This is a genomic window from Arthrobacter sp. Soil736, assembly GCF_001428005.1.
GTDB lineage: Bacteria > Actinomycetota > Actinomycetes > Actinomycetales > Micrococcaceae > Arthrobacter.
Map to the genome: position 1 here is coordinate 65483 of NZ_LMSB01000066.1, position 18877 is coordinate 84359.

General features: G+C 64.8%; 21 protein-coding genes. 13 read left to right on the top strand and 8 right to left on the bottom strand.

What is annotated here, in order from left to right:
• Positions 1–19: 19 nt before the first annotated feature.
• Positions 20–1147, bottom strand: a complete 1128-nt coding sequence (locus ASG92_RS24935; protein ID WP_056635038.1) for a bifunctional glycosyltransferase family 2/GtrA family protein — start codon at positions 1145–1147, stop codon at positions 20–22.
• A gap of 9 nt (positions 1148–1156) precedes the next feature.
• Positions 1157–2122, bottom strand: coding sequence for a phosphodiester glycosidase family protein (locus ASG92_RS24940; RefSeq protein WP_056635040.1), 966 nt, complete (start codon positions 2120–2122; stop codon positions 1157–1159).
• Between the two features lie 160 nt (positions 2123–2282).
• Between ASG92_RS24940 and ASG92_RS24945 the strand changes: the two genes are divergently transcribed.
• Positions 2283–3086 carry a thioesterase family protein gene (locus ASG92_RS24945; RefSeq protein WP_056635043.1) on the top strand — a complete coding sequence of 268 codons (804 nt, stop codon included), beginning with the start codon at positions 2283–2285 and terminating at the stop codon, positions 3084–3086.
• Here the strand turns inward: ASG92_RS24945 and ASG92_RS24950 are convergent.
• Positions 3067–3297: a DUF2177 family protein gene (locus tag ASG92_RS24950; RefSeq protein WP_082579728.1), complete on the bottom strand. Its 231-nt coding sequence runs from the start codon at positions 3295–3297 to the stop codon at positions 3067–3069. The genes ASG92_RS24945 and ASG92_RS24950 overlap by 20 nt on opposite strands.
• 15 nt (positions 3298–3312) lie before the next feature.
• Between ASG92_RS24950 and ASG92_RS24955 the strand changes: the two genes are divergently transcribed.
• The 4 genes from ASG92_RS24955 (at position 3313) to ASG92_RS24965 (ending at position 5842) form a co-directional block, all read left to right on the top strand.
• Positions 3313–4062 (top strand): hypothetical protein, encoded by a 750-nt coding sequence (locus tag ASG92_RS24955; protein ID WP_056635045.1) that lies wholly within the window; start codon positions 3313–3315, stop codon positions 4060–4062.
• A gap of 165 nt (positions 4063–4227) precedes the next feature.
• Positions 4228–4386, top strand: coding sequence for a zinc-binding dehydrogenase (locus tag ASG92_RS27880; protein WP_082579729.1), 159 nt, complete (start codon positions 4228–4230; stop codon positions 4384–4386).
• 64 nt (positions 4387–4450) lie between these two features.
• A complete protein-coding gene (locus tag ASG92_RS24960) occupies positions 4451–5533 on the top strand; it encodes a LysM peptidoglycan-binding domain-containing protein (protein ID WP_162256362.1) in 1083 nt (360 codons plus the stop codon).
• 102 nt (positions 5534–5635) lie between these two features.
• Positions 5636–5842 (top strand): hypothetical protein, encoded by a 207-nt coding sequence (locus ASG92_RS24965; RefSeq protein ID WP_056635051.1) that lies wholly within the window; start codon positions 5636–5638, stop codon positions 5840–5842.
• Positions 5843–5924: 82 nt separating this feature from the next.
• Here the strand turns inward: ASG92_RS24965 and ASG92_RS24970 are convergent, their stop codons facing one another.
• Positions 5925–6545 (bottom strand): LysE/ArgO family amino acid transporter, encoded by a 621-nt coding sequence (locus ASG92_RS24970; protein WP_240987298.1) that lies wholly within the window; start codon positions 6543–6545, stop codon positions 5925–5927.
• Positions 6546–6617: 72 nt separating this feature from the next.
• Here ASG92_RS24970 and ASG92_RS24975 point away from each other — a divergent pair, with 72 nt between their 5' ends.
• On the top strand, positions 6618–7499 hold the full coding sequence (locus tag ASG92_RS24975; RefSeq protein WP_056635055.1) for a LysR family transcriptional regulator ArgP: 882 nt from the start codon (positions 6618–6620) through the stop codon (positions 7497–7499).
• Between the two features lie 69 nt (positions 7500–7568).
• Here ASG92_RS24975 and ASG92_RS24980 read toward each other — a convergent pair whose 3' ends face one another.
• A complete protein-coding gene (locus ASG92_RS24980; protein ID WP_003800646.1) occupies positions 7569–7826 on the bottom strand; it encodes a mycoredoxin in 258 nt (85 codons plus the stop codon).
• A 160-nt stretch (positions 7827–7986) separates the two neighbouring features.
• Here ASG92_RS24980 and ASG92_RS24985 point away from each other — a divergent pair, with 160 nt between their 5' ends.
• Complete coding sequence (locus tag ASG92_RS24985; RefSeq protein ID WP_056635056.1) at positions 7987–9219, top strand: NAD(P)-binding domain-containing protein; 1233 nt, start codon at positions 7987–7989, stop codon at positions 9217–9219.
• A 67-nt stretch (positions 9220–9286) separates the two neighbouring features.
• Here the strand turns inward: ASG92_RS24985 and ASG92_RS24990 are convergent, their stop codons facing one another.
• On the bottom strand, positions 9287–10009 hold the full coding sequence (locus ASG92_RS24990; protein ID WP_082579732.1) for an SOS response-associated peptidase: 723 nt from the start codon (positions 10007–10009) through the stop codon (positions 9287–9289).
• A gap of 55 nt (positions 10010–10064) precedes the next feature.
• Positions 10065–10487: a VOC family protein gene (locus ASG92_RS24995; RefSeq protein ID WP_056635060.1), complete on the bottom strand. Its 423-nt coding sequence runs from the start codon at positions 10485–10487 to the stop codon at positions 10065–10067.
• Between the two features lie 14 nt (positions 10488–10501).
• Here ASG92_RS24995 and ASG92_RS25000 point away from each other — a divergent pair, with 14 nt between their 5' ends.
• Positions 10502–10828, top strand: a complete 327-nt coding sequence (locus ASG92_RS25000) for a chorismate mutase (protein WP_056635063.1) — start codon at positions 10502–10504, stop codon at positions 10826–10828.
• A gap of 60 nt (positions 10829–10888) precedes the next feature.
• Here ASG92_RS25000 and ASG92_RS25005 read toward each other — a convergent pair whose 3' ends face one another.
• Positions 10889–11275: a hypothetical protein gene (locus ASG92_RS25005; RefSeq protein WP_056635064.1), complete on the bottom strand. Its 387-nt coding sequence runs from the start codon at positions 11273–11275 to the stop codon at positions 10889–10891.
• A gap of 142 nt (positions 11276–11417) precedes the next feature.
• Between ASG92_RS25005 and ASG92_RS25010 the strand changes: the two genes are divergently transcribed.
• The 5 genes from ASG92_RS25010 to pgsA all read left to right on the top strand — a co-directional run bounded on the left by ASG92_RS25010 (position 11418) and on the right by pgsA (position 18740).
• The gene (locus ASG92_RS25010) at positions 11418–11759 is read left to right on the top strand and encodes a hypothetical protein (RefSeq protein ID WP_056635067.1); all 342 of its coding nucleotides are present in this window, start codon (positions 11418–11420) and stop codon (positions 11757–11759) included.
• Positions 11756–15361 carry a DNA polymerase III subunit alpha gene (dnaE, locus tag ASG92_RS25015; RefSeq protein WP_056635072.1) on the top strand — a complete coding sequence of 1202 codons (3606 nt, stop codon included), beginning with the start codon at positions 11756–11758 and terminating at the stop codon, positions 15359–15361. Before ASG92_RS25010 ends, dnaE begins: the two co-directional genes overlap by 4 nt.
• Before the next feature lie 150 nt (positions 15362–15511).
• Entirely contained in the window at positions 15512–17521 is a 2010-nt protein-coding gene (thrS, locus tag ASG92_RS25020; RefSeq protein WP_056635074.1) for a threonine--tRNA ligase, read from the top strand.
• 21 nt (positions 17522–17542) lie between these two features.
• On the top strand, positions 17543–18130 hold the full coding sequence (locus ASG92_RS25025; RefSeq protein ID WP_056635076.1) for an HIT domain-containing protein: 588 nt from the start codon (positions 17543–17545) through the stop codon (positions 18128–18130).
• Positions 18120–18740 (top strand): phosphatidylinositol phosphate synthase, encoded by a 621-nt coding sequence (pgsA, locus tag ASG92_RS25030; RefSeq protein ID WP_056635360.1) that lies wholly within the window; start codon positions 18120–18122, stop codon positions 18738–18740. The genes ASG92_RS25025 and pgsA overlap by 11 nt, the downstream gene beginning before the upstream one ends.
• Positions 18741–18877: the final 137 nt, after the last annotated feature.

An 18877-nucleotide genomic window follows, 5' to 3' on the forward strand; every position in this document is an offset into this window, starting at 1 on the left:
TCCGGAATCTCGTGGTGAATTAGTTCTTACGATTCACGGTCAAGCTGTGCTGGGGCTGTGCCGGAACAAGGGTTGGCTTATGACCTTCGCCGTCCGCGGGGTGTGCTGCCGCGATAGGTGTTTTGGATGCCCGGGCTGCGAAGAGAAATCGCTGCTGGACGGTGTAGCTGACCCCGAGCAGGGCAAGCTCGGTGAGCAATTTGGCCGGCAGGTCGGGGATGCCGGCGCCGGCCAGTCCGGTGAGCAGGGCGTAGTTGGCTGCCAGCAGCGAGACCGCGAGCGCAAAGTAGCGGCCGGCCGTGGCGGTTGCCGGTTTGTCGCGCCCGTGTTCAAACACGAGCCTGCGGTTGATGAGGTAGTTGCCCGTGGCGCTGATGGCCCGGGCGCCGACGACGGCGGCGAGCACCGAGTCTGTCAGCGCGCTGAGGACGAGGAAGGCGGCAGTGTCGATGAGGAACCCGGCAAAGGAGGACAGGAAGAACTTCAGTAGAGGGGCGTATATGCGCACCGAATCGGCGAGCGGACGGAAATGGGAGCCGGAGTTGTGGTCCAGATAGATGGTGGCGATGTCCACGCTGTCGATTCCGTAGCCGGCTGCCTTGGCTTCGAGCAGGACGTTCAGCTCGTACTCGTAGCGCTCGCCACGGACAGACCGGAGCCACGGAAGCATGGTGGCCGGGTAGCCGCGGAGGCCGGTCTGGGTGTCGTGCACGCGCTCGCCGGTGGCCAGCCGGAACAGCCAGCGCGTGGCGGCGTTGCCGAACCTGCTGCGGGCGGGCACGTCACCGGCGAAAGTGCGGGAGCCCAGCACCATGGCAGTGGAGGTGCCGCCAGCCCGCTCGGCCACGCGCATGATGTCCACGACGCTGTGCTGGCCGTCGCTGTCGGCGCAGACCACGTCCTGTCCGGGGAAGTGTTCCGCGATGAAACCGAAGCCGGCCTTCAGGGCGTGACCCTTTCCGCGGTTGACGGGATGGCTGATGACGCGGCAACCCAGCCGCGCGGCGCCGTCGAAAATGTGCCGATAGGCCGGGCCGCTGCCGTCGTCCACCACCAGCGGGGTGAGCCCCGGATCGGCGGCGCGGATCGTGCCGATCAGCTCGAGGAGGTAGGCGTCCGGTTCGTAGGCGGGAATCAGGATGATCATGCCCCGGCCTCACTTGCCGATGTAGAGGATGTCGGAGGTGCCGCGTTCCTTGTTGGCGCCGAGGGGGGTGTTCACCAGCGCGCCGTTGAAGTACATGGTGGAGGATCCGCCGCCGTCCAGGTTGTACGCCGTCGTGGCGCCCAGGTCCTTCATGATCTGTGCCATGCCGGTCATGGTGACGCCGGCGCTGTAGCCGGGGCTGCGGCCGTCCACCACCACGAATACGAGGTGGTTCGTCCCGATGACGCCCACCGCGGTGCGTGGCTGCTCGCCCTGGATGGAGTGGTTCCCGAAGTTGGTGTCCACCTCGACGTCCTCGATGCCGTCGACGATGTTGCCGTCCTCCAGGACCGCCGGGCCGAACGAGAGGGTGTTCCACACGCCGTCGGCTACCAGTTGCTGGGCGTTGGTGGCGGTTTCGTCGTAGACCTTGACGGTGCCGTCACGGTAAAAAGCCAGCCCCTGGCGGGCTCCCTCGTCCCGGTAGACCACTCCGTTGCGGATCACGATTCCCGTGTCCCGGAACCCGTAGTAGTCACCGTTGATGGCGAAGACGGCGTTGTGGTCGGCGGCAATCGCCGACGTGGTTTCGGTGATGTTTTCACCGAAGCTGTCGTTCGCGAAAGCGGACTTGAGCGTGGTCGCATCGTCAAGGACGACGTCGGCAACGTAGTACGTGACGGTGCTGTCACCGCTGCCGGTGACCACGGTGGAGATGTTGATGCTGGAACCGTCTGCGGTGTAGGACGTGTCCGTCACCGTGGCCGTGGACGAGCCCAGGGTGCTGGTTTCCGAGGTCACGCCCTGACTGGCTTCGTACGCGGATACGTCAGAGATTTCCACGTGCTGGACCACAAACCGGTCCAGCGCCCAGGCGCTCGCGCCGCCGGCGGAAAGTGTCAGCGCGAGGCCCGCCGCGAGGATGGCCCGACGCGTTGGCTTGGCTTTGCTGGGTGGGTTCTTTTCGAAGGTCATGCATCATTTCTAGGTTTCCGACTTATACCGGCCGTGAGCCCCTCATTTGAGGAAGCTGTGAAAGCGCGTGAACGGGCAGCCAGGAATCTTTGGGCGCCGGGCGTGCGCAGGAGGCGATAGTGTGATTCCGGGTTAAAACCAAGCTTCGAAAGGGTCAACGTTGACTGCTTCACTGCCGGAACTCGCCGACGGCGACTTCTACTACCAGGACCTGGGAGGCGGACGCTTCCGCTCCACCATCCACGCCCAGGGGGCCTGGAACGAGCACGAACAACACATGGCTCCGGCCTCCGGACTGCTGGCGGACCGGCTGGAACGCCACGAGCCGCGCAGCGACGTGCGAATGGCGAGGCTCAGCTACGAGATTCTGGGGCTGATTCCCGGCGGCGAGTTCGAAGTGGTCACCAGCACTCTCCGCCCGGGCCGGACCATCGAACTCGTGCAGGCGGAGCTCGTGGCGGCCGGGCGCGTGGCCATCAGGGCAACGGCCTGGCGGATGATGACCAGCGACACGTCCGCCGTCGCCGCCTTGGAAGACGCCGTCATTCCGTCACCGGACGAATGCAAGCCCTACGACGGCGCGAGCGTCTGGCCGGGAGGATACATCCGCTCGCTCGAAATGCGGGTGGCCGAGGGGCACCGGCCCGGCGCGGGGAAGGTCTGGCTACGCACCGACCACCCCCTGACGCAGGCTGCCGACAGCACCGACCTGGCCCGCCTGATGGGGCTCGTGGACACTGCGAACGGCATCGCCGCGCGGGTTCCGCCCGGCAAGGACAGTTACGCCTTCCCCAACCTCGACCTGCAGATCCACATGCACCGCAGGCCCGAGGGCGAATGGCTTGGCCTGGACAACGCCGTGTCCTTCGGCGCGGACGGGATCGGGCTCACGTCAACGGTGCTGCACGACCTCACCGGCCCGTTCGGCCGGGCGGAGCAGATCCTCACGTTGCGGAAATCCTGACCTGCACCGGAATCTTGACCTGCCCCGGAATCCCAAAAAAGACGATTCCCGCAATGTAAATCACGTAGAAAGCCACCGCGTAACCTAGATGGGGCCGGTCGGCCAGCGAGTCGCCGATGTGGCTGCGGTAGAACGGGTTCATGAACTTGAGCCATACGGCGTCGATCGCGGCGAAGGCAGCGGCTACCACCAGGAATTGCAATATGACCATAAGGAGCTTAGCAATATGCAGCAGGCCGGGGCTGACTCGCGGACACTGACCGTCGTCCGCCAGGAAGAGTCGCTGGGGGCTGCCAGGGACCTTGATTTCGGGATCGAGCTGCTGGGCCAGGCCAAAACCGGCCGGATCGGGCCGACCCTCCGGCTGTACCGGCCGGCGCCGACGGTGGCCTTCGGGCAGCGCGACACGCATCTGCCCGGGTTCGGCGCCGCCGCGCAGGCCTGCCGCGAGCTGGGGTTTGAGCCGCTGATCCGGAAGGCCGGAGGGCGGGCCGCGGCCTACCACGAAGGCACACTGATCATCGACCATGTGGAGCCCCACGCCGACGCCATCGCGGGAGCCAAGGGCCGGTTCGCGTTCTTCGGCGAGATGCTTGCGCAGGCGCTGCGGAGTGCCGGCGTGCAGGCTGCGGTCGGGGAGATCCCGGGGGAGTACTGCCCGGGTGAATACAGCGTCCACGGCACGGATCCGCGGTTCCCGGCGCACCAGGTCAAGCTGGTGGGAACGGCACAGCGCGTGGTGTCCGGCGGCTGGCTGTTCAGCTCCGTGGTGGTGGTGGAAAACTCGGCGCCGATCCGCGGCGTCCTCACAGCGAGTTACGCCGCCCTCGGCCTGGACTGGGATCCGGCGACGGCAGGCGCGGTCAACGACCTCGTGCCGCACGTGGACGTCGATGCCATCGAGGAGGCCGTGGTGAGGACGTACGCCGACTACGCAACCCTGAGGCACGCGGAGTTCAGCAGCCTGCACCCGTAGGCCCGCGGCCCCTGCTCCTGACGGCCTACTCGGTGGACGGAGGAATCTGGCAGATCATGAGGACATTGCCGTCCGGATCCCTGAAGTTGAACCATTGATCGTCCGTTACGTCTGTCAGTTCCGCGCCACGGCCCTTCATGAACTCATGGCCCAACTGCCGCCAGCATGTTTGGCGGGCTCATCGAAGGCGGACACGTCACGCCTGTGTTCGAGAGGACCTTTGCGCTCGCCGAGGCGGCGGAGGCCATCCGCCATCTGAGGTCGGGGCAGGTGCGGGGCAAGGTGGTCATCGCCATGCAGGTGACCGCGGCAGGTGCCCCGTGACCTATGCTCGATGAGTGGCGAATCGCGGCATCTTCGCGTGGCCGGATATTGGGGGGAAGTTTTGGTGCTGGAATCTTCGCGTCAGGCAGGGAGAACGGTCCGACTGGCCGCGCAGGCGAAAAGCCTGGCGCTCGCCGTCGTGCTTGCAAGCGGGCTCGCGGGCTGCGCGCCCGGTGCATCGGCACCCGGCCCGACAGCCCCGGTGGTGACGGACAACATGGCTGCGGCCCCGGCGGCAAAAGGCACGTCAACAGAACGGACGGATGATTCCACGCCCCGCGGGATGTCGGGGCCCAAGGTGTCCGATTCGTTCGGGAACGTCGATTTCTACACGACGGTGGCCGGCGACACCTTCACAGCCATGACTGCCGCCTTCGGACTGTCCGAGGCGAAAATAGCCGAGTTCAACGGGCTCACGCCCGGGGCGCCGCTGGTGGCCGGCAGGAAACTCCGCCTCATCCCGGCTGAAGGGCCGCTCCGGGGCGCCTCGGGCACGGCGACGGTGGACGCCAACGGCATCCCCTCCACGTACGATGTCGCGGCTAACGACACTCTGGACGGCATTGCCTACCGCTTCGGCATCACCGAGGAACAGCTGGCCGAAGCGAACAAGGTTCCGTACGTCCACGAACAGGGCAACGTGTACTTCCTTCAGCGCGGGACCCGCATCCAACTGCAGAAAAACCCTGTGGACAGCAGGTCCGGCACCGGGGAAATCGTCACGAACTCGTTCGGGAAGGCCGATTTTTACACCACTGTGGACGGCGACTCATTCGACAGCCTCGGCTACAAGTTCCGGCGCACCGCGCCCCAATTGCTGCTCTACAACCCGGCATTGAAGGCGGACCAGCCCATCCCGGCGGGCACCCGGGTGAAACTGATGGCGGGGGATCTCAGGATCACTGGCGCCCAGGGGACGTTTACCGCCGATGCCGCCGGGGTCCCGCTGACGTACACGACGGCGGCGGGAGACATCGAGCGCCAGGTGGCGCTCCGGTTCAACCTTGAAATCCACGAACTCGAATCCGCGAACCGACCGCTCGCGGCCGGCGAGCGCACATGGTTCGCCTTTGCCGATTTTCCGGCCGGGGAGCTCGCGCCGGGCCAGTTCATCAGCCTTACGTTGGAGCACCCGATCAACAGGTAAGGAGCGCCAACGCATCTGCGTTCCATTCGTCCCGAATCCCGTCGACTTTTCGGCCCAAACCGGAGCACCATTAAAGGACAGCGACTGTAAAGGAGGTCGGTGATGTGCTACTCATCGCGTGAGGATTTCGGCTGGGGCACTAAGAAGGACGCAACCCGGAAGCCTGAAGAGCGCCGGGATACCGCACCTGCGGAAACCCCGGAACCCCGGGCCCATGCGGACGAAACCAAACTGTGGGCTTTCCTTGCCCGCCGCAGGGAACACCAGGCTCCGAAACCGATGACTGACCGCATCCACGAGAAGGTCTAGGCACAAACAGGATAGGCACCGCTGCGGCGGTGCCTATCCTGCGTGTTCAGCGCCCTGTCTTCAGCCTCAGCACCGACACGTGTCAATGAACAACCAGCAGCACCGCCAGGACCGTCATGAGGACGGCGATTCCGCCGTCGAGGACGCGCCACGCGCCGGGCCGGGCGAAGACCGGTGCCAGGAACTTCGCGCCGAACCCGAGGAGGCTGAACCACAGCGTGCTGCCGGCCACCGCTCCCCAGGCGAAAGGCCAGCGGCCATCAGGTCCGTGGCCGGACGCCAGCGAGCCCAGGAGCACCACCGTGTCCAGGTACACGTGCGGGTTGAGCCACGTCAGGGCGACGGCGGTGGTCACCGCCGCGGTCAGCGTGGTCCGGGCAGGCGGGCCTGAGGCGGCGAGGGCTCCGGGATTCAGGGCACGCCTGGCAGCTATGACGGCATAGGCGAGAAGGAAGGCAGCGCCTGCCCAGCGGACCACCGCCAGCGCAAACGGCGCGGCCTGGATCAGGGCGCCAACTCCAGCCACGCCGGCAACGATCAGCACAGCGTCGCTGGCGATGCAGACCGCCACGATGGGTGCAAGGTGTTCGCGGCGCAATCCCTGGCGCAGCACAAAGGCGTTCTGGGCGCCGATGGCAACGATGAGCGAGAGGCCGGCGCCGAAGCCGGCAAGGAGAGATCCGAAGGATGTTATGAATTCCACTTGCCTGACTTTAGGCGCCGCGGAATCATGAGTACAGCTAAACTTTCTTACGTACATTAAGGAAATTTCAGGATGGACGCGACGACCGAACAGCTCAGGACGCTGGCCGCTGTGATCGAACAAGGCACCTTCGACCGGGCGGCTGAAGCCCTCCACGTGACCTCGTCGGCGGTCAGCCAGCGGATCAAAGCCCTCGAGCAGCAGACCGGCCGCGTCCTGCTGCTCAGAACCAAGCCCGCCCGGCCCACCAAATCCGGAAGTGTGGTGGTCCGGCTGGCACGCCAGGTGGCCCTCCTCGAAAGTGAGGCCATGGATGAGCTGGGCCTGGAAGGAGCCGGGGCCCGCCCGCGCATACCGCTGGTCATCAACGCCGACTCACTGGCCACGTGGGTTCTGCCGGCCCTGGCGGGCATCGACCGGGCCAGCTTTGAAGTCACCATTGATGACCAGGACCACTCGATCGACCGCCTCCGGGAAGGCACTGCGATGGCGGCGATAACTTCAAACCCGAACCCCGTACAGGGGTGCATTGCGCGGCCCCTCGGCATCATGAGGTACAGGGCCGTGGCCAGCCGGGCCTTTGCCGAGCAGTGGCTGCCGGACGGATTCACCGGCCATGCCCTGTCCGCGGCGCCCGTGGTGGTCTTCGACCGCAAGGACGCCCTGCAGGACCGCTACCTTGAGCGGCGGCTGGGTGCCGGCGCCGCCCTGCCGCCCAGGCATTACGTGCCCGCATCCGCCGATTTCATGCGCGCGATCGAACTGGGACTCGGCTGGGGAATGCTGCCCGACCTTCAGTCCTCGGACGCTGTCGCGGCCGGCACGCTCGTCGTCCTCGATGATGAGCGCCCCATCGACGTCCCGCTGTACTGGCAGCAATGGTCGGTGGAATCCGCCACGCTCGCGAGAATTGCGACGTCGCTGCAAAAAGCTGCGGCTGCCCGGCTCCGCTGACCCAGCCCGGTTAGTCGGGTAAGGGCAGCCGGGCCCGGCAGCCGCAGTGTGTTCAGGCGAAAGGCGCGCCTAGGCCGCAAGCCTGTTCTTAACCTCAGCCGCCGAAGGGTTGGTGGCCGCGGTGCCGTCCGGGAAGAGAACGGTGGGAACGGTGCGGTTGCCGCCGTTGATCTGCTCCACGAGCTCGGCGGTGCCGTCCACCTCTTCGATGTTAATTTCGGTGTAGCCGATTCCCTGCGCGTCCAGCTGCTTCTTGAGCCGGTTGCAGTAGCCGCACCACGTAGTCGAAAACATGGTGATGGTGCCGTCTTCGGGAGTGAAATCCACGGAGCTCTCCTCAAGGTTGGTGTGTTGCCAGTCAGTTTTCGTTCGTGTCAACGGTAACCCGGGTGCCGGTATTCCCCCGCCTCTGTTGCGATATCCTCTCTCCCACCTACGCACCGCCGCTGATACGCTCGATGCGTCACCAGTCTCTGGGAAGCGGAGCATGCGGGAGCAGCACGACGTCGTTGTCATCGGGGGCGGCCAGGCCGGCCTCGCGATGAGCAGTGTCCTGCAGCAACAAGGGCGCGAGCACGTCGTCTTGGAGCGTCGGCGAATCGGTGCGCGCTGGCGTACCGAAAGATGGGACTCCTTGCGCTTTCAGTTCCCGAACTGGACGCTCCAACTGCCGGGCTACGCGTACCGGGGAAACGATCCCGACGGGTTCGCACACTACAGCGAGATTCTTCGTCTGGTTGAGCACTATGCCGTCAGCACAGGGGCTCCCGTGCGCGAGAATACTGAGGTCCGCGCCCTCGCTGAACACGGCACTAGTGACGGTTTCAACGTGTCCCTGGCCGAAGGTTCCATCCACGCACGGCGCGTGGTGATCGCAACCGGACCGTTCCAGCTTCCACGGGTCCCGCAGTTGGCGCATGACGTCCCACCGTCGGTGCTGCAACTCGACCCCACGCAATACCGCTCTCCGGAGGCGTTGCCGGGAGGCGCCGTGCTGGTAGTGGGCAGCGGCGCCTCCGGCTGTCAGATCGCCGACGAACTGCTACACGCCGGGCGCCGCGTGTACGTGTCGGTGAGCCGGCACCGGCGCGCCCCGAGACGCTTCAGGGGCAAGGACGTCTACTGGTGGCTGGAGGCACTGGGCCGTTTTGCGCAGACAATAGACAGCTTTCCCTCGCGTCAATACCCACCTTCGACGGTCGTTACCGGCGTGAACGGTGGATACGACGTCAACGTTCGGCAACTCGCTACGGACGGCGTCAAGGTGATCGGCAGAGTCGTCGGTGCATCCGGCGGGAATCTCACTGTGCAAGCCAACGCGAATCAGGTCCTAGATGATGCCGACAGGGCATATGCCGACTTCTTGTCGGCAGCGCGTCAATTCATCAACAAGGGAATCGAAGAGGATCTCGTCGGCGACGAGCCGGAGGAACCCATCCATCTCCCCACCGTGGGGGAGGTCAATTCGCTGAATCTCACCAGGGAAGGCATCAACACGATCATCTGGGCGACCGGCTACGACTACGACTTCGGCTGGGTCAGGCTTCCGACGTTCGACGAGCACGGCCGGCCCATCCAACAGCACGGTGTCACCCCAGTCCCGGGCCTGTACTTCCTCGGGCTGCACTGGATGCACACCTTCAAGTCAGGCTTGCTCTCAGGTGTCGGCGCGGACGCCGAATTTCTGGCCGACCACATGGCTCGAACCCCGGCCCGATGATGGGCCAGCCAATCCAACTGCCTTACCTGCGGCTAAAGGCCGGCCGCTGCTGTCTCGCTGACGGCCATCAGCTGCCGGTGGCGGCGGCCGGTTCTATGAGGTCTGGCCCGTTGTTGCGGACGCTGTTGACACGGTCGCTGACCACGCGTGGCACCAGACGCGGTTCGGGCATGGAGTCCAGCAGGGCGCGGACATCGGCCTCGGAGGTTGTATCGGGGTCGAGCCAGTCCGAATACATCTCCGGAGGCACAACCATCGGAGTGCGGTCGTGAATGTGCCCGAGGGCATCGGAGGCCGCCGTGGTGATGATCGTGGCAGTCCGCAGCCATTTGTCCGGGTGGCCATTGGGCAAAGCAGGATCAGGCCAGTTTTCAAACAATGCGGCGAATGCAAGGATCTGGTTGTCCGGCCCGTACAGATAGGTCGGGATCTTCCCGCCGCCGGGAGTCTTTTCCCACTCAAAATATCCGTCGCCTACGAGTAATCCGCGCCTGGCTGCTGCGGCTTTCCTGAAGGAAGGCTTTTCGGTGATGGTTTCCATTCTGGCGTTGATCAGCTTTGCGCCTCCTTTGGGGTCCTTGGCCCAGGACGGCACCAGGCCCCAACGGGCGGTGACCAGCTTCCTTGTCACCGGTTCGCCCTCTCCCGAGCTCCGGTCCAGGATCAAGGGGACCGCATCTGTTGGGGCAACGTTGTAGGAAGGCTGGAGTTCCTCGACGTAGGATTCATCGACGTCGAATGCTGCCAGAAGATCACCAACGGCTCTGCTCATGACGTATCTGCCGCACATATGCCCATTATCCCCCCACTGCCAGGCCGCCCTTGCCGGCAACCGCCGGCAGACATCAGACGGTGACGCGTCCGCCGTCGTCCACTGTCCAGGTGGGGTTATAGGCAATCTCCCACCGGAAGCCGTCCGGATCCGCGAAGTAACCTGTGTAGCCGCCCCAGGGCTGGGTCTTGGGGGCGGCCACGACGGCGGCGCCGGCGGCTTCTGCCTGTGCCATCACGCGGTCAACTTCGTCGGCGCTGCCCACGTTGTGGCTCAGCGTAATACAGGGGACAGCTGAAGGGGCGTCCACGGCGGCCTCGGCCTGCATCTGCGCTGCGTTCCACAGCGAGAGCACCAGCCCGTGGTTGGCCTGGATAAACACCACTTCATCCGGAACCTCCCGGTGGACCGGCCAGCCGAGGGCGTCCACATAGAAGCGGCGGGAGGCGGCGACGCTTCGCACTCCCAGTGAAATAAAATCGACTCGGGGCTGCATGGTTCGATACTGTCATGGACATGCCCACAAATCACGGAGACGACAAAAACGCCCAGGCTGACAAAGAACAGCTCGCTGCCGTTCGGATCGCCGTCGATGAGGTGGATGAGCAGATCGTCACGCTGATTGCCCGCCGCGAGCGCCTGATCAGGATCGCCGGGACGCTAAAGGGCGATGACGCGGAAGTCAGGGCTCCCGGTCGCGTGGAGCGCGTCATAGAGCACGTCCGCGCTGCCGCCGAGAAGAAAGAAATAGACCCGGACATCGTGGAAAGCACGTACCGGGCCATGATCTCGAAGTTCATTGAGCTCGAGCTGAAAATCCACAAGGACAACAACTAAGTCCTGGCAGGCTTGCCCTGCCCTGGTACCGGCGGGGCTGCCTAGCCCTGCCGGAGCTGCTTAAAGGGATTCCTCCACGGGCACGCCGGACTGGTAGTCCCGGCCGTCAGCTTCGCTGAAGCCTGACATGAGGTGTCCTTTGCCAAGACCGAGCATCGTGCTCACAGGGAAGTTGCCGGTAATGGTGTTGCCGGAGTGCTCGACGTTGCTGATGTCAAAGGTCTCCTCCGTCTCGTCGTGGTTGAAGAAGTACATGGAGATGGCTTCACCGTTCATGAACTCGATTCCCAGCCTCCGTTGATGCGAATAGTCCGGAGTGGCAGCCATGAGCCCCACGACAAAGGCGCCCGATCCTGGAATGTTGCCCTCGATATCAAACCTGGCCACCAGTGTTGCCTCTTTGGCGGCGATGCTTACATGCTTCAGGAGCGCGTCATTGGAACTCATGGCTCCATCCTGCCCCCTAAGCCGCCGTCAGTCCACACCCATCTAGGTTTTGTCCGAGGCCCGGCGTAGACTTGACGTATTCGAATACATATTCGAATAACCGTTTATATTCAGCAGATTCTGTTGGTTTCCGGAGGCACCCGTGGGCATGTTCAGCGAGTCGGTAGACGTCGCCTGCAACGCCGCGGGCGAACCCGTGGAACTCCAGTGGGGCGGCAGGCAGTACACCGTCTGCGCCGAACCGGTGCGCTGGTATGAGCGCCGGCAGTGGTGGGCGGAGGAGAAGCGGGCACCGCTGGGCAGCGGACCGGGACTCGTGGACCACGAGATCTGGCGCCTCCAGGTGGTTCCGTCCGGCACCCCAAGCAGCCAGGAATCGGCGGAATCACCTGAACCCCTGACCCTGGATCTGGTCCGGCATATCGGCAGCGGACGCTGGAGGCTGCTCCGGACCCACGACGCACTCCGGCATAAGACAGCATGACCTTCACGCACCTTCACGTTTCCACCGCCTTCAGCGCCCACTACGGTGTTTCCTGGCCTGATGAGCTCGCCCAGTCGGCAGCGGCCGAGGGGGCAACCGCACTTGCCTGCACCGACAGGGACGGGCTGTACGGCACCGTTAAGCACCTCAAGGCATGCATGGCTGCCGGCATTGACCCCGTTGTGGGGGTGGACCTCGCCGTATTCGACGACGACGGAGACCTCCGCACGCAGCTTTCCGGCCGGGTAGTGGTTCTTGCGCACGGCCACAACAACGGCGCCGGCTACAGGGCGCTGTGCCGGCTGATTTCGGATGCGCACGCCCGCACCACCGGCAAGGCCGGGGGAGCCGTCCCGGTTGCGGTCACCCGCGCGGAGCTCGCATCCAGGATCCTTGACCCCAAAACCCTGAGGCCGGTGCTCACCGTTCTGGTCGGCCCTGATTCCGACGTCGGGCGGGCGTTGGGCGGGCGGCGTTACCTTCGGCCACGAACGCTGTTCAAGAGCTGGCTGGATGCATTGCCGGCAGGGAGCCTTGCCGCCGAAGTAGTCACCCACCTCAGTGCTCCCGGGGAGCCGCTGAGCACCGCCCATGCCGTGCGCATGCTGAAGCTTGCCCAGGAATTCCGTGTTCCGGCAGTGCTCACCAACGCGGTCCGCTATTGCGCGGAGGACGGCGCCGCGACGGCAGACGTCCTGGATTCCGCCCGCACGCTGAAGTCGCTGCCCGAGCTGTCCGCCGCACCGATGCTCCAGCCCAACGGTCAGGGCTGGCTGAAATCGCCTGCGCAGATGCTTCAGCTGGGGAAGGAAATCATTCATGCCGCCGGTTACGGGGCGGCGGACCTCCAGGTGCTCCTCGCGCAAACGGAGGCGCTCGCCGACCGGTGCCGCATGGATCCGGTGTCCGACATGGGCTGGAAACAGCCGGTGGTGCCCGAGGCCTCCGTGATCGGCATTGAAGGGGATCCGCTGGCAGAGCTGGCCCTGCGCTGCGAGGCCGGCGTCACCCGCCGTTTTCCGGGGATTTCCGGCACGGCCGAGGCCGGGATGCGGGCGCGGCTGGATCATGAACTGAAGATCATCTCCAACCTCGGCTTCGCCTCCTACTTCCTCACTGTGGCGGAGGTTTCCCGGATGATCCAGGACATGGGGGTGCGGGCCGCCGCCAGAGGGTCTGGGGCTTCCAGCCTGGTGAATTACCTGATCGATGTCAGCCAGGTGAATCCGCTCCAGCATGACCTGATTTTCGAACGGTTCCTGTCCGGAGACCGGTCCACCCTGCCCGACATCGACATCGACGTCGAAAGCGCTGAACGGCACAACATCTACCGGAAAATCTTTGACCGCTTCGGCGCCCAGCGCGTCACCCTGATGAGCATGCAGAACGGCTACCGGGCCCGGGGAGCCGTCCGGGATGCAGGCATGGCCCTGGGAATGGACGACGGCGATGTGGGAGAAATTGCCAAGCAGTTGTGGCGGTTCTCGGCCCGAAAATTCAGGGAGGCGCTTGAGGAAAAACCCGAACTGCGGGAATTTGCCGGCAGGGTGGAGCAGCGGGACTTTTCGGAAAACCAGCAGCTTGACCTGCTGGTGGATCTAACCGAACGCCTGGACCGACTCCCGCGCCATATCTCCATGCACCCCTGCGGCGTGATTCTCGGCGATGCCACCCTGCTGGACCGGACCCCCGTCCAGCCCAGCGGGCTGGGGCTGCCCATGAGCCAGTTCGACAAACACGACATGGATCCCATGGGCATGCTCAAACTCGATGTGCTGGGGGTCCGGATGCAAAGCGCCATGGCCTTTGCCGTGCGGGAGATCATCCGGATCCATCCTTCGAAGGAGGAAGTGGTGGTCGCCGGCGCCCATCCCGTGGGACCTGACGGCAGGGGCCCGGACTACATCCGCGAGGACGGCCGCATAGACCTCAACGCTGTGCCGCTGGATGACGAACCCACCTACGAGCTCATCAGGAGCACCCACACCCTGGGCTGTTTCCAGATCGAATCACCGGGCCAGCGTGAACTCGTGGGCAAAATGGCGCCGAGGGATTTCAACGATCTCATCATCGACATTTCGCTGTTCCGCCCCGGGCCCATGAAATCGGACATGGTCCGGCCGTTCCTGGAACACCGGCACGGCTTCGCCCCGGAGGTCTATCCCCATCCGGACCTCAAGCCGGTGCTGCAGGAAACCCACGGAGTCACCGTGTTCCACGAGCAGATCCTGAAAACCTTCGACGTCATGACGCACTGCGGGCTAGCCAGGGCCGACGAATTCCGCCGCGCCCTGGGCAACGAAGAACTGGAGCCGAAGGTGGAGGAGTTCTTCCGACGAAAAGCCCGGGAGAACAAGTACACCCCGGAGGTGGTGGACAAGGTCTGGGGGACCCTGAAAGCGTTTGGCAGCTTCGGATTCTGCAAAGCCCACGGTGCGGCCTTTGCGGTGCCCACCTACCAGTCGGCCTGGCTCAAGGCCCACCATCCGGAGGCCTTCCTGGCCGGGCTGTGGGAACACGATCCCGGCATGTATCCCAAGCGCCTGCTGGTTGCTGAGGCGCGCCGCCTTGGCATCCCCATCCTTCCGCTGGACATCAACCGCAGCGGGGCCGAATACCGGGTGGAGCGGGTCGCGGAGGGACCGGACCGGGGGAAGCTGGGCATCAGGCTGAGTCTGAACGGGATCTTCGGCCTTTCCGGTTCGGAGCTGAAACGGATCGTGGCCGGGCAGCCCTACGACTCCCTGGCGGACCTTCGGGCCAGGTCCAGGGTGAGCAAACCGAGTATCAAGAGGCTGGCCCAGTTGGGCGCCTTCGATTCCCTGCACCGTGAATCGGGCGGTGCCGCCAACCGGGCGGACCTGGTCCAGCACCTCCAGAACCTCCAGAACCGGCAGGTCCGGAAAGGCCCCGACGTCATCGAAGGACAACTGGCACTGCCTTTGGGTGATGTTGAGCTGCGGAACGTCAAGGCTGAGCTTCCGCCACCCACCATGGTGGAGAATGTCCGGGCGGAGCTTGACCTGATGGCTGTGGATGTCAGCGAGCACCTGATGTCGAGCCACCGGCCGCTCCTGGACAGGCTTGGCGTTACCACCGCGGACAAACTTCTCGGACTCAGGAACGGCACGGAGGTTCTGGTGGCCGGCGTCCGGATTGCCACCCAGACCCCGCCCATGCGCGGCGGCAGGAGGGTTGTCTTCATCAGCATTGATGACGGCACCGGATGCGTCGACTCGGTGTTCTTCCATGAAGCCCAGGAGCACGCCGGGCCCCTGCTTTTCGGCACGCGGCTGCTGCTCATCCGGGGAACCACCAGGCGAACAGGCCCGCGGGGAATCAGCCTGAGCGCCAGCATGGCCTGGGACCTCAGCCGGATAGACACGCTGCCCTTCCCGGAACAGGGTGCGCCCGGTCCGGGAGGCGCGGCTCCGGGAGGCGCTACTGAACCGGTTCCGGAAACTCACGGTCCCGGGACCCGCTCCGACAGCCAGGGCGCGTCCGATGTCCACCCCGGAACGGTCATCCCTGATGAATTCAGGGTGCCGGGACCGCTGGAAGGAATCGGCAGGAATCTGGCCATCACCGGGCTGGGCGGCTGACCTGCCCGGCCCGGTGCGCGTCGTGATGCCCCGCTGCCACCCGGGCGCCGCTTTGGCTGGCCTCTCACGTAACGGATACCATTGACGAGGCTGGCTGTGGTCCCCGTATGCCACAAGCTACGAAGCCTTAACTTTGAATAGGAGACACCCGTGTCAGATGCCGAGCAGATCACCCTCATCGTCGATGGCGAAGAGATGAAGGTGACTACCGGGACCACCGGCGCGGAACTCTTCTTTGAGCGCCGCGACGTCGTTGTGGCCCGCGTTGACGGCGAGCTGAAGGACCTGGACCAGCCCTTTCCCGAAGGTGCACAGATCGAGGCCGTCACCATCGATTCCCCTGACGGCCTCAAGGTGCTGCGCCACTCGACCGCGCACGTCATGGCCCAGGCAGTGCAGCAGCTGCGCCCCGACGCCAAGCTGGGCATCGGCCCCTACATCACCGACGGCTTCTACTTCGACTTCGACGTCGCCGAACCCTTCACCCCGGAAGACCTGAAGGCCCTGGAAAAGATGATGCTCAAGATCATCAACCAGAACCAGAAGTTCGTCCGGCGCGTCGTTTCCGAGGACGAAGCCCGCGAAGCCATGAAGAACGAGCCCTACAAGCTCGAGCTCCTGGGCAAGAAGAACAACGCCGCCGACGCCGGTGAAGGCGTCAACGTCGAAGTGGGCGCCGGGGACATCACCATTTACGACAACGTGGACCGAAAGAGCGGGGACAGCGTCTGGTGCGACCTGTGCCGCGGCCCTCACCTGCCCAACACGAAGCTCATTTCCAATGCCTTCGCCCTGACCCGCTCGTCGGCCGCCTACTGGCTGGGCAACCAGAACAACCAGCAGCTGCAGCGCATCTACGGCACCGCCTGGCCCACCAAGGATGCCCTGAAGGCCTACCAGGAGCGCATTGCCGAGGCCGAGCGCCGCGACCACCGCAAGCTTGGCGCCGAACTGGACCTGTTCTCCTTCCCGGACGAACTGGGCTCCGGCCTGCCGGTCTTCCACCCCAAGGGCGGCATCATCCGCAAGGCCATGGAGGACTACTCCCGCCAGCGCCACGTGGATGCCGGCTACGAGTTTGTCTACACCCCGCACATCACCAAGGGGCACCTCTACGAAGTCTCCGGCCACCTCGACTGGTACAAGGAGGGCATGTTCCCGGCGATGCACATCGACGCGGAACTGAACGAGGACGGCACCGTGCGCAAGCCCGGCCAGGACTACTACCTGAAGCCGATGAACTGCCCCATGCACAACCTGATCTTCCGCTCGCGCGGCCGCTCCTACCGCGAACTGCCCCTGCGGCTGTTCGAATTCGGTTCGGTGTACCGGTACGAAAAGTCCGGCGTGGTGCACGGCCTGACCCGCGTGCGCGGCATGACCCAGGACGACGCCCACATCTACTGCACCCGCGAGCAGATGAAGGACGAGCTCACCTCCACCCTGAACTTCGTCCTGGGCCTGCTCAAGGACTACGGCCTTAACGACTTCTACCTGGAGCTTTCCACCAAGGATCCGGAAAAGAACGTCGGTTCTGACGAGGCGTGGGAGGAAGCCACCCGCACCCTGGCCGAGGTGGCCGAAGCCTCCGGCCTGGAGCTGATCCCGGATCCGGGCGGAGCCGCGTTCTACGGCCCCAAGATCTCCGTTCAGGCGAAAGACGCCCTGGGCCGCACCTGGCAGATGTCCACGATCCAGCTGGACTTCAACCTGCCCGAGCGCTTCGAACTCGAGTTCCAGGCCGCTGACGGCACCCGCCAGCGCCCGGTCATGATCCACCGTGCCCTCTTCGGCTCCGTGGAGCGCTTCATGGGCGTGCTCACGGAGCACTATGCCGGCGCGTTCCCGGCATGGCTGTCTCCCGTGCAGGTGGTGGGCATCCCGGTGGCAGAGGCCTTCAACGAATACATGTTCGACGTCGTCGGCCAGCTCAAGGCGGCGGGCATCCGGGCCGAGGTGGATATCTCCTCGGACCGCTTCCCGAAGAAGATCCGCACGGCCAGCAAGGACAAGATTCCGTTCGTGCTCATCGCCGGAGGCGAGGACGCCGAGGCCGGCGCCGTGTCCTTCCGGTTCCGTGACGGCAGCCAGGACAACGGCGTGCCCGTGGCCGAAGCTGTCCAGCGGATCGTGGATGCCGTCCGCGACCGGACCAGCTAGCCGCGGCGGAGGGGGCACACAGTGCAGGAGAACACAGGGGCGGGCTATCCGGGCGACGCTGAGGTGACGGATGATTTTGGCCTCGCCGGCGTTCCGGACGCCTTCCAGCGCCTGTGGACTCCGCACCGCATGGCCTACATCAAGGGCGGACAGCACCAGTTCAAGAATCAGGACGACTGCCCTTTCTGCATCGCCCCCTCACGCACGGATGAGGAATCCCTCATCGTGTACCGGGGCCGCACGAGCTACGTGGTGCTGAACCTGTTTCCGTACAACCCGGGGCACCTGCTGGTGTGCCCTTACCGCCACGTTCCGGACTACACGGACCTGACGGTCGAGGAGACCGCCGAATTCGCCGAGCTGACCCAGACCGCGATGCGCGTGCTGCGGAAGGTGGCGAATCCGGGCGGCTTCAACCTCGGCATGAACCAGGGGGTTGTGGGCGGGGCCGGAATTGCCGGGCACCTCCACCAGCACATTGTTCCGCGGTGGGGCGGCGACGGGAACTTCTTCCCCATCATCGCCCAGACCAAGGCGATCACGCAGACCCTCGACGAAGTCCGCCAGCAGATTGCCGAGGCGTGGCCGGGGGAGACGCATGCTGAATAGGCATGCCCGCGGTTTCTTCACCGCGCTGTTCTCCCCGCTTGCCCGCTGGCTCCTCAGAATCGGTGTATCCCCGGACGCCATCACCATCATCGGGACGGCCGGCGTGGTGGTGGGCGCCCTCGTCTTCTACCCGCTGGGCCAGCTCTGGTGGGGAACGCTCTTCATCACCGCCTTCATCTTTTCCGACGTCATTGACGGCATCATGGCGCGGCTGCAGAACGGGGGAGGCCGCTGGGGCAACTTCCTGGACTCCACCCTGGACCGGGTGGCGGACGGGGCGCTCTTCGCCGGCCTGGCTGTCTGGTTTTTTACGGGCGGCGAAAATGAGGCGATAGCGATTGCCGCCGTCGTCTGCCTCGTTCTTGGCATGGTGGTCTCGTACGTGCGGGCGAAGGCCGAATCACTGGGCTTCCAGGCCAATGTGGGCATTGCCGAACGAGCCGAGCGGCTGGTGTCCGTCCTGGTGGTCACCGGCTTCACGGGGCTGGGGCTGCCGTCCATAGTCCTGTTCGTGACCCTCGTGCTGCTGGCTCTGGCAAGCTTCATCACGGTGGTCCAGCGTGTGCTTGCGGTCCGCGACCAGTCGCTCGAGGACACCGAACAAACCTGATTAAGCCGGGCTGCCGGGGTGGGACTAGTATTAGGACTGCCTGGTCAATGGATCCGGTAATCCGGTGTGTGCAAATTACGGCATTTCCGTGCCGCCCGCACTCCCGGCGAAGGTCATCTATCTACCCATAGGGGTTT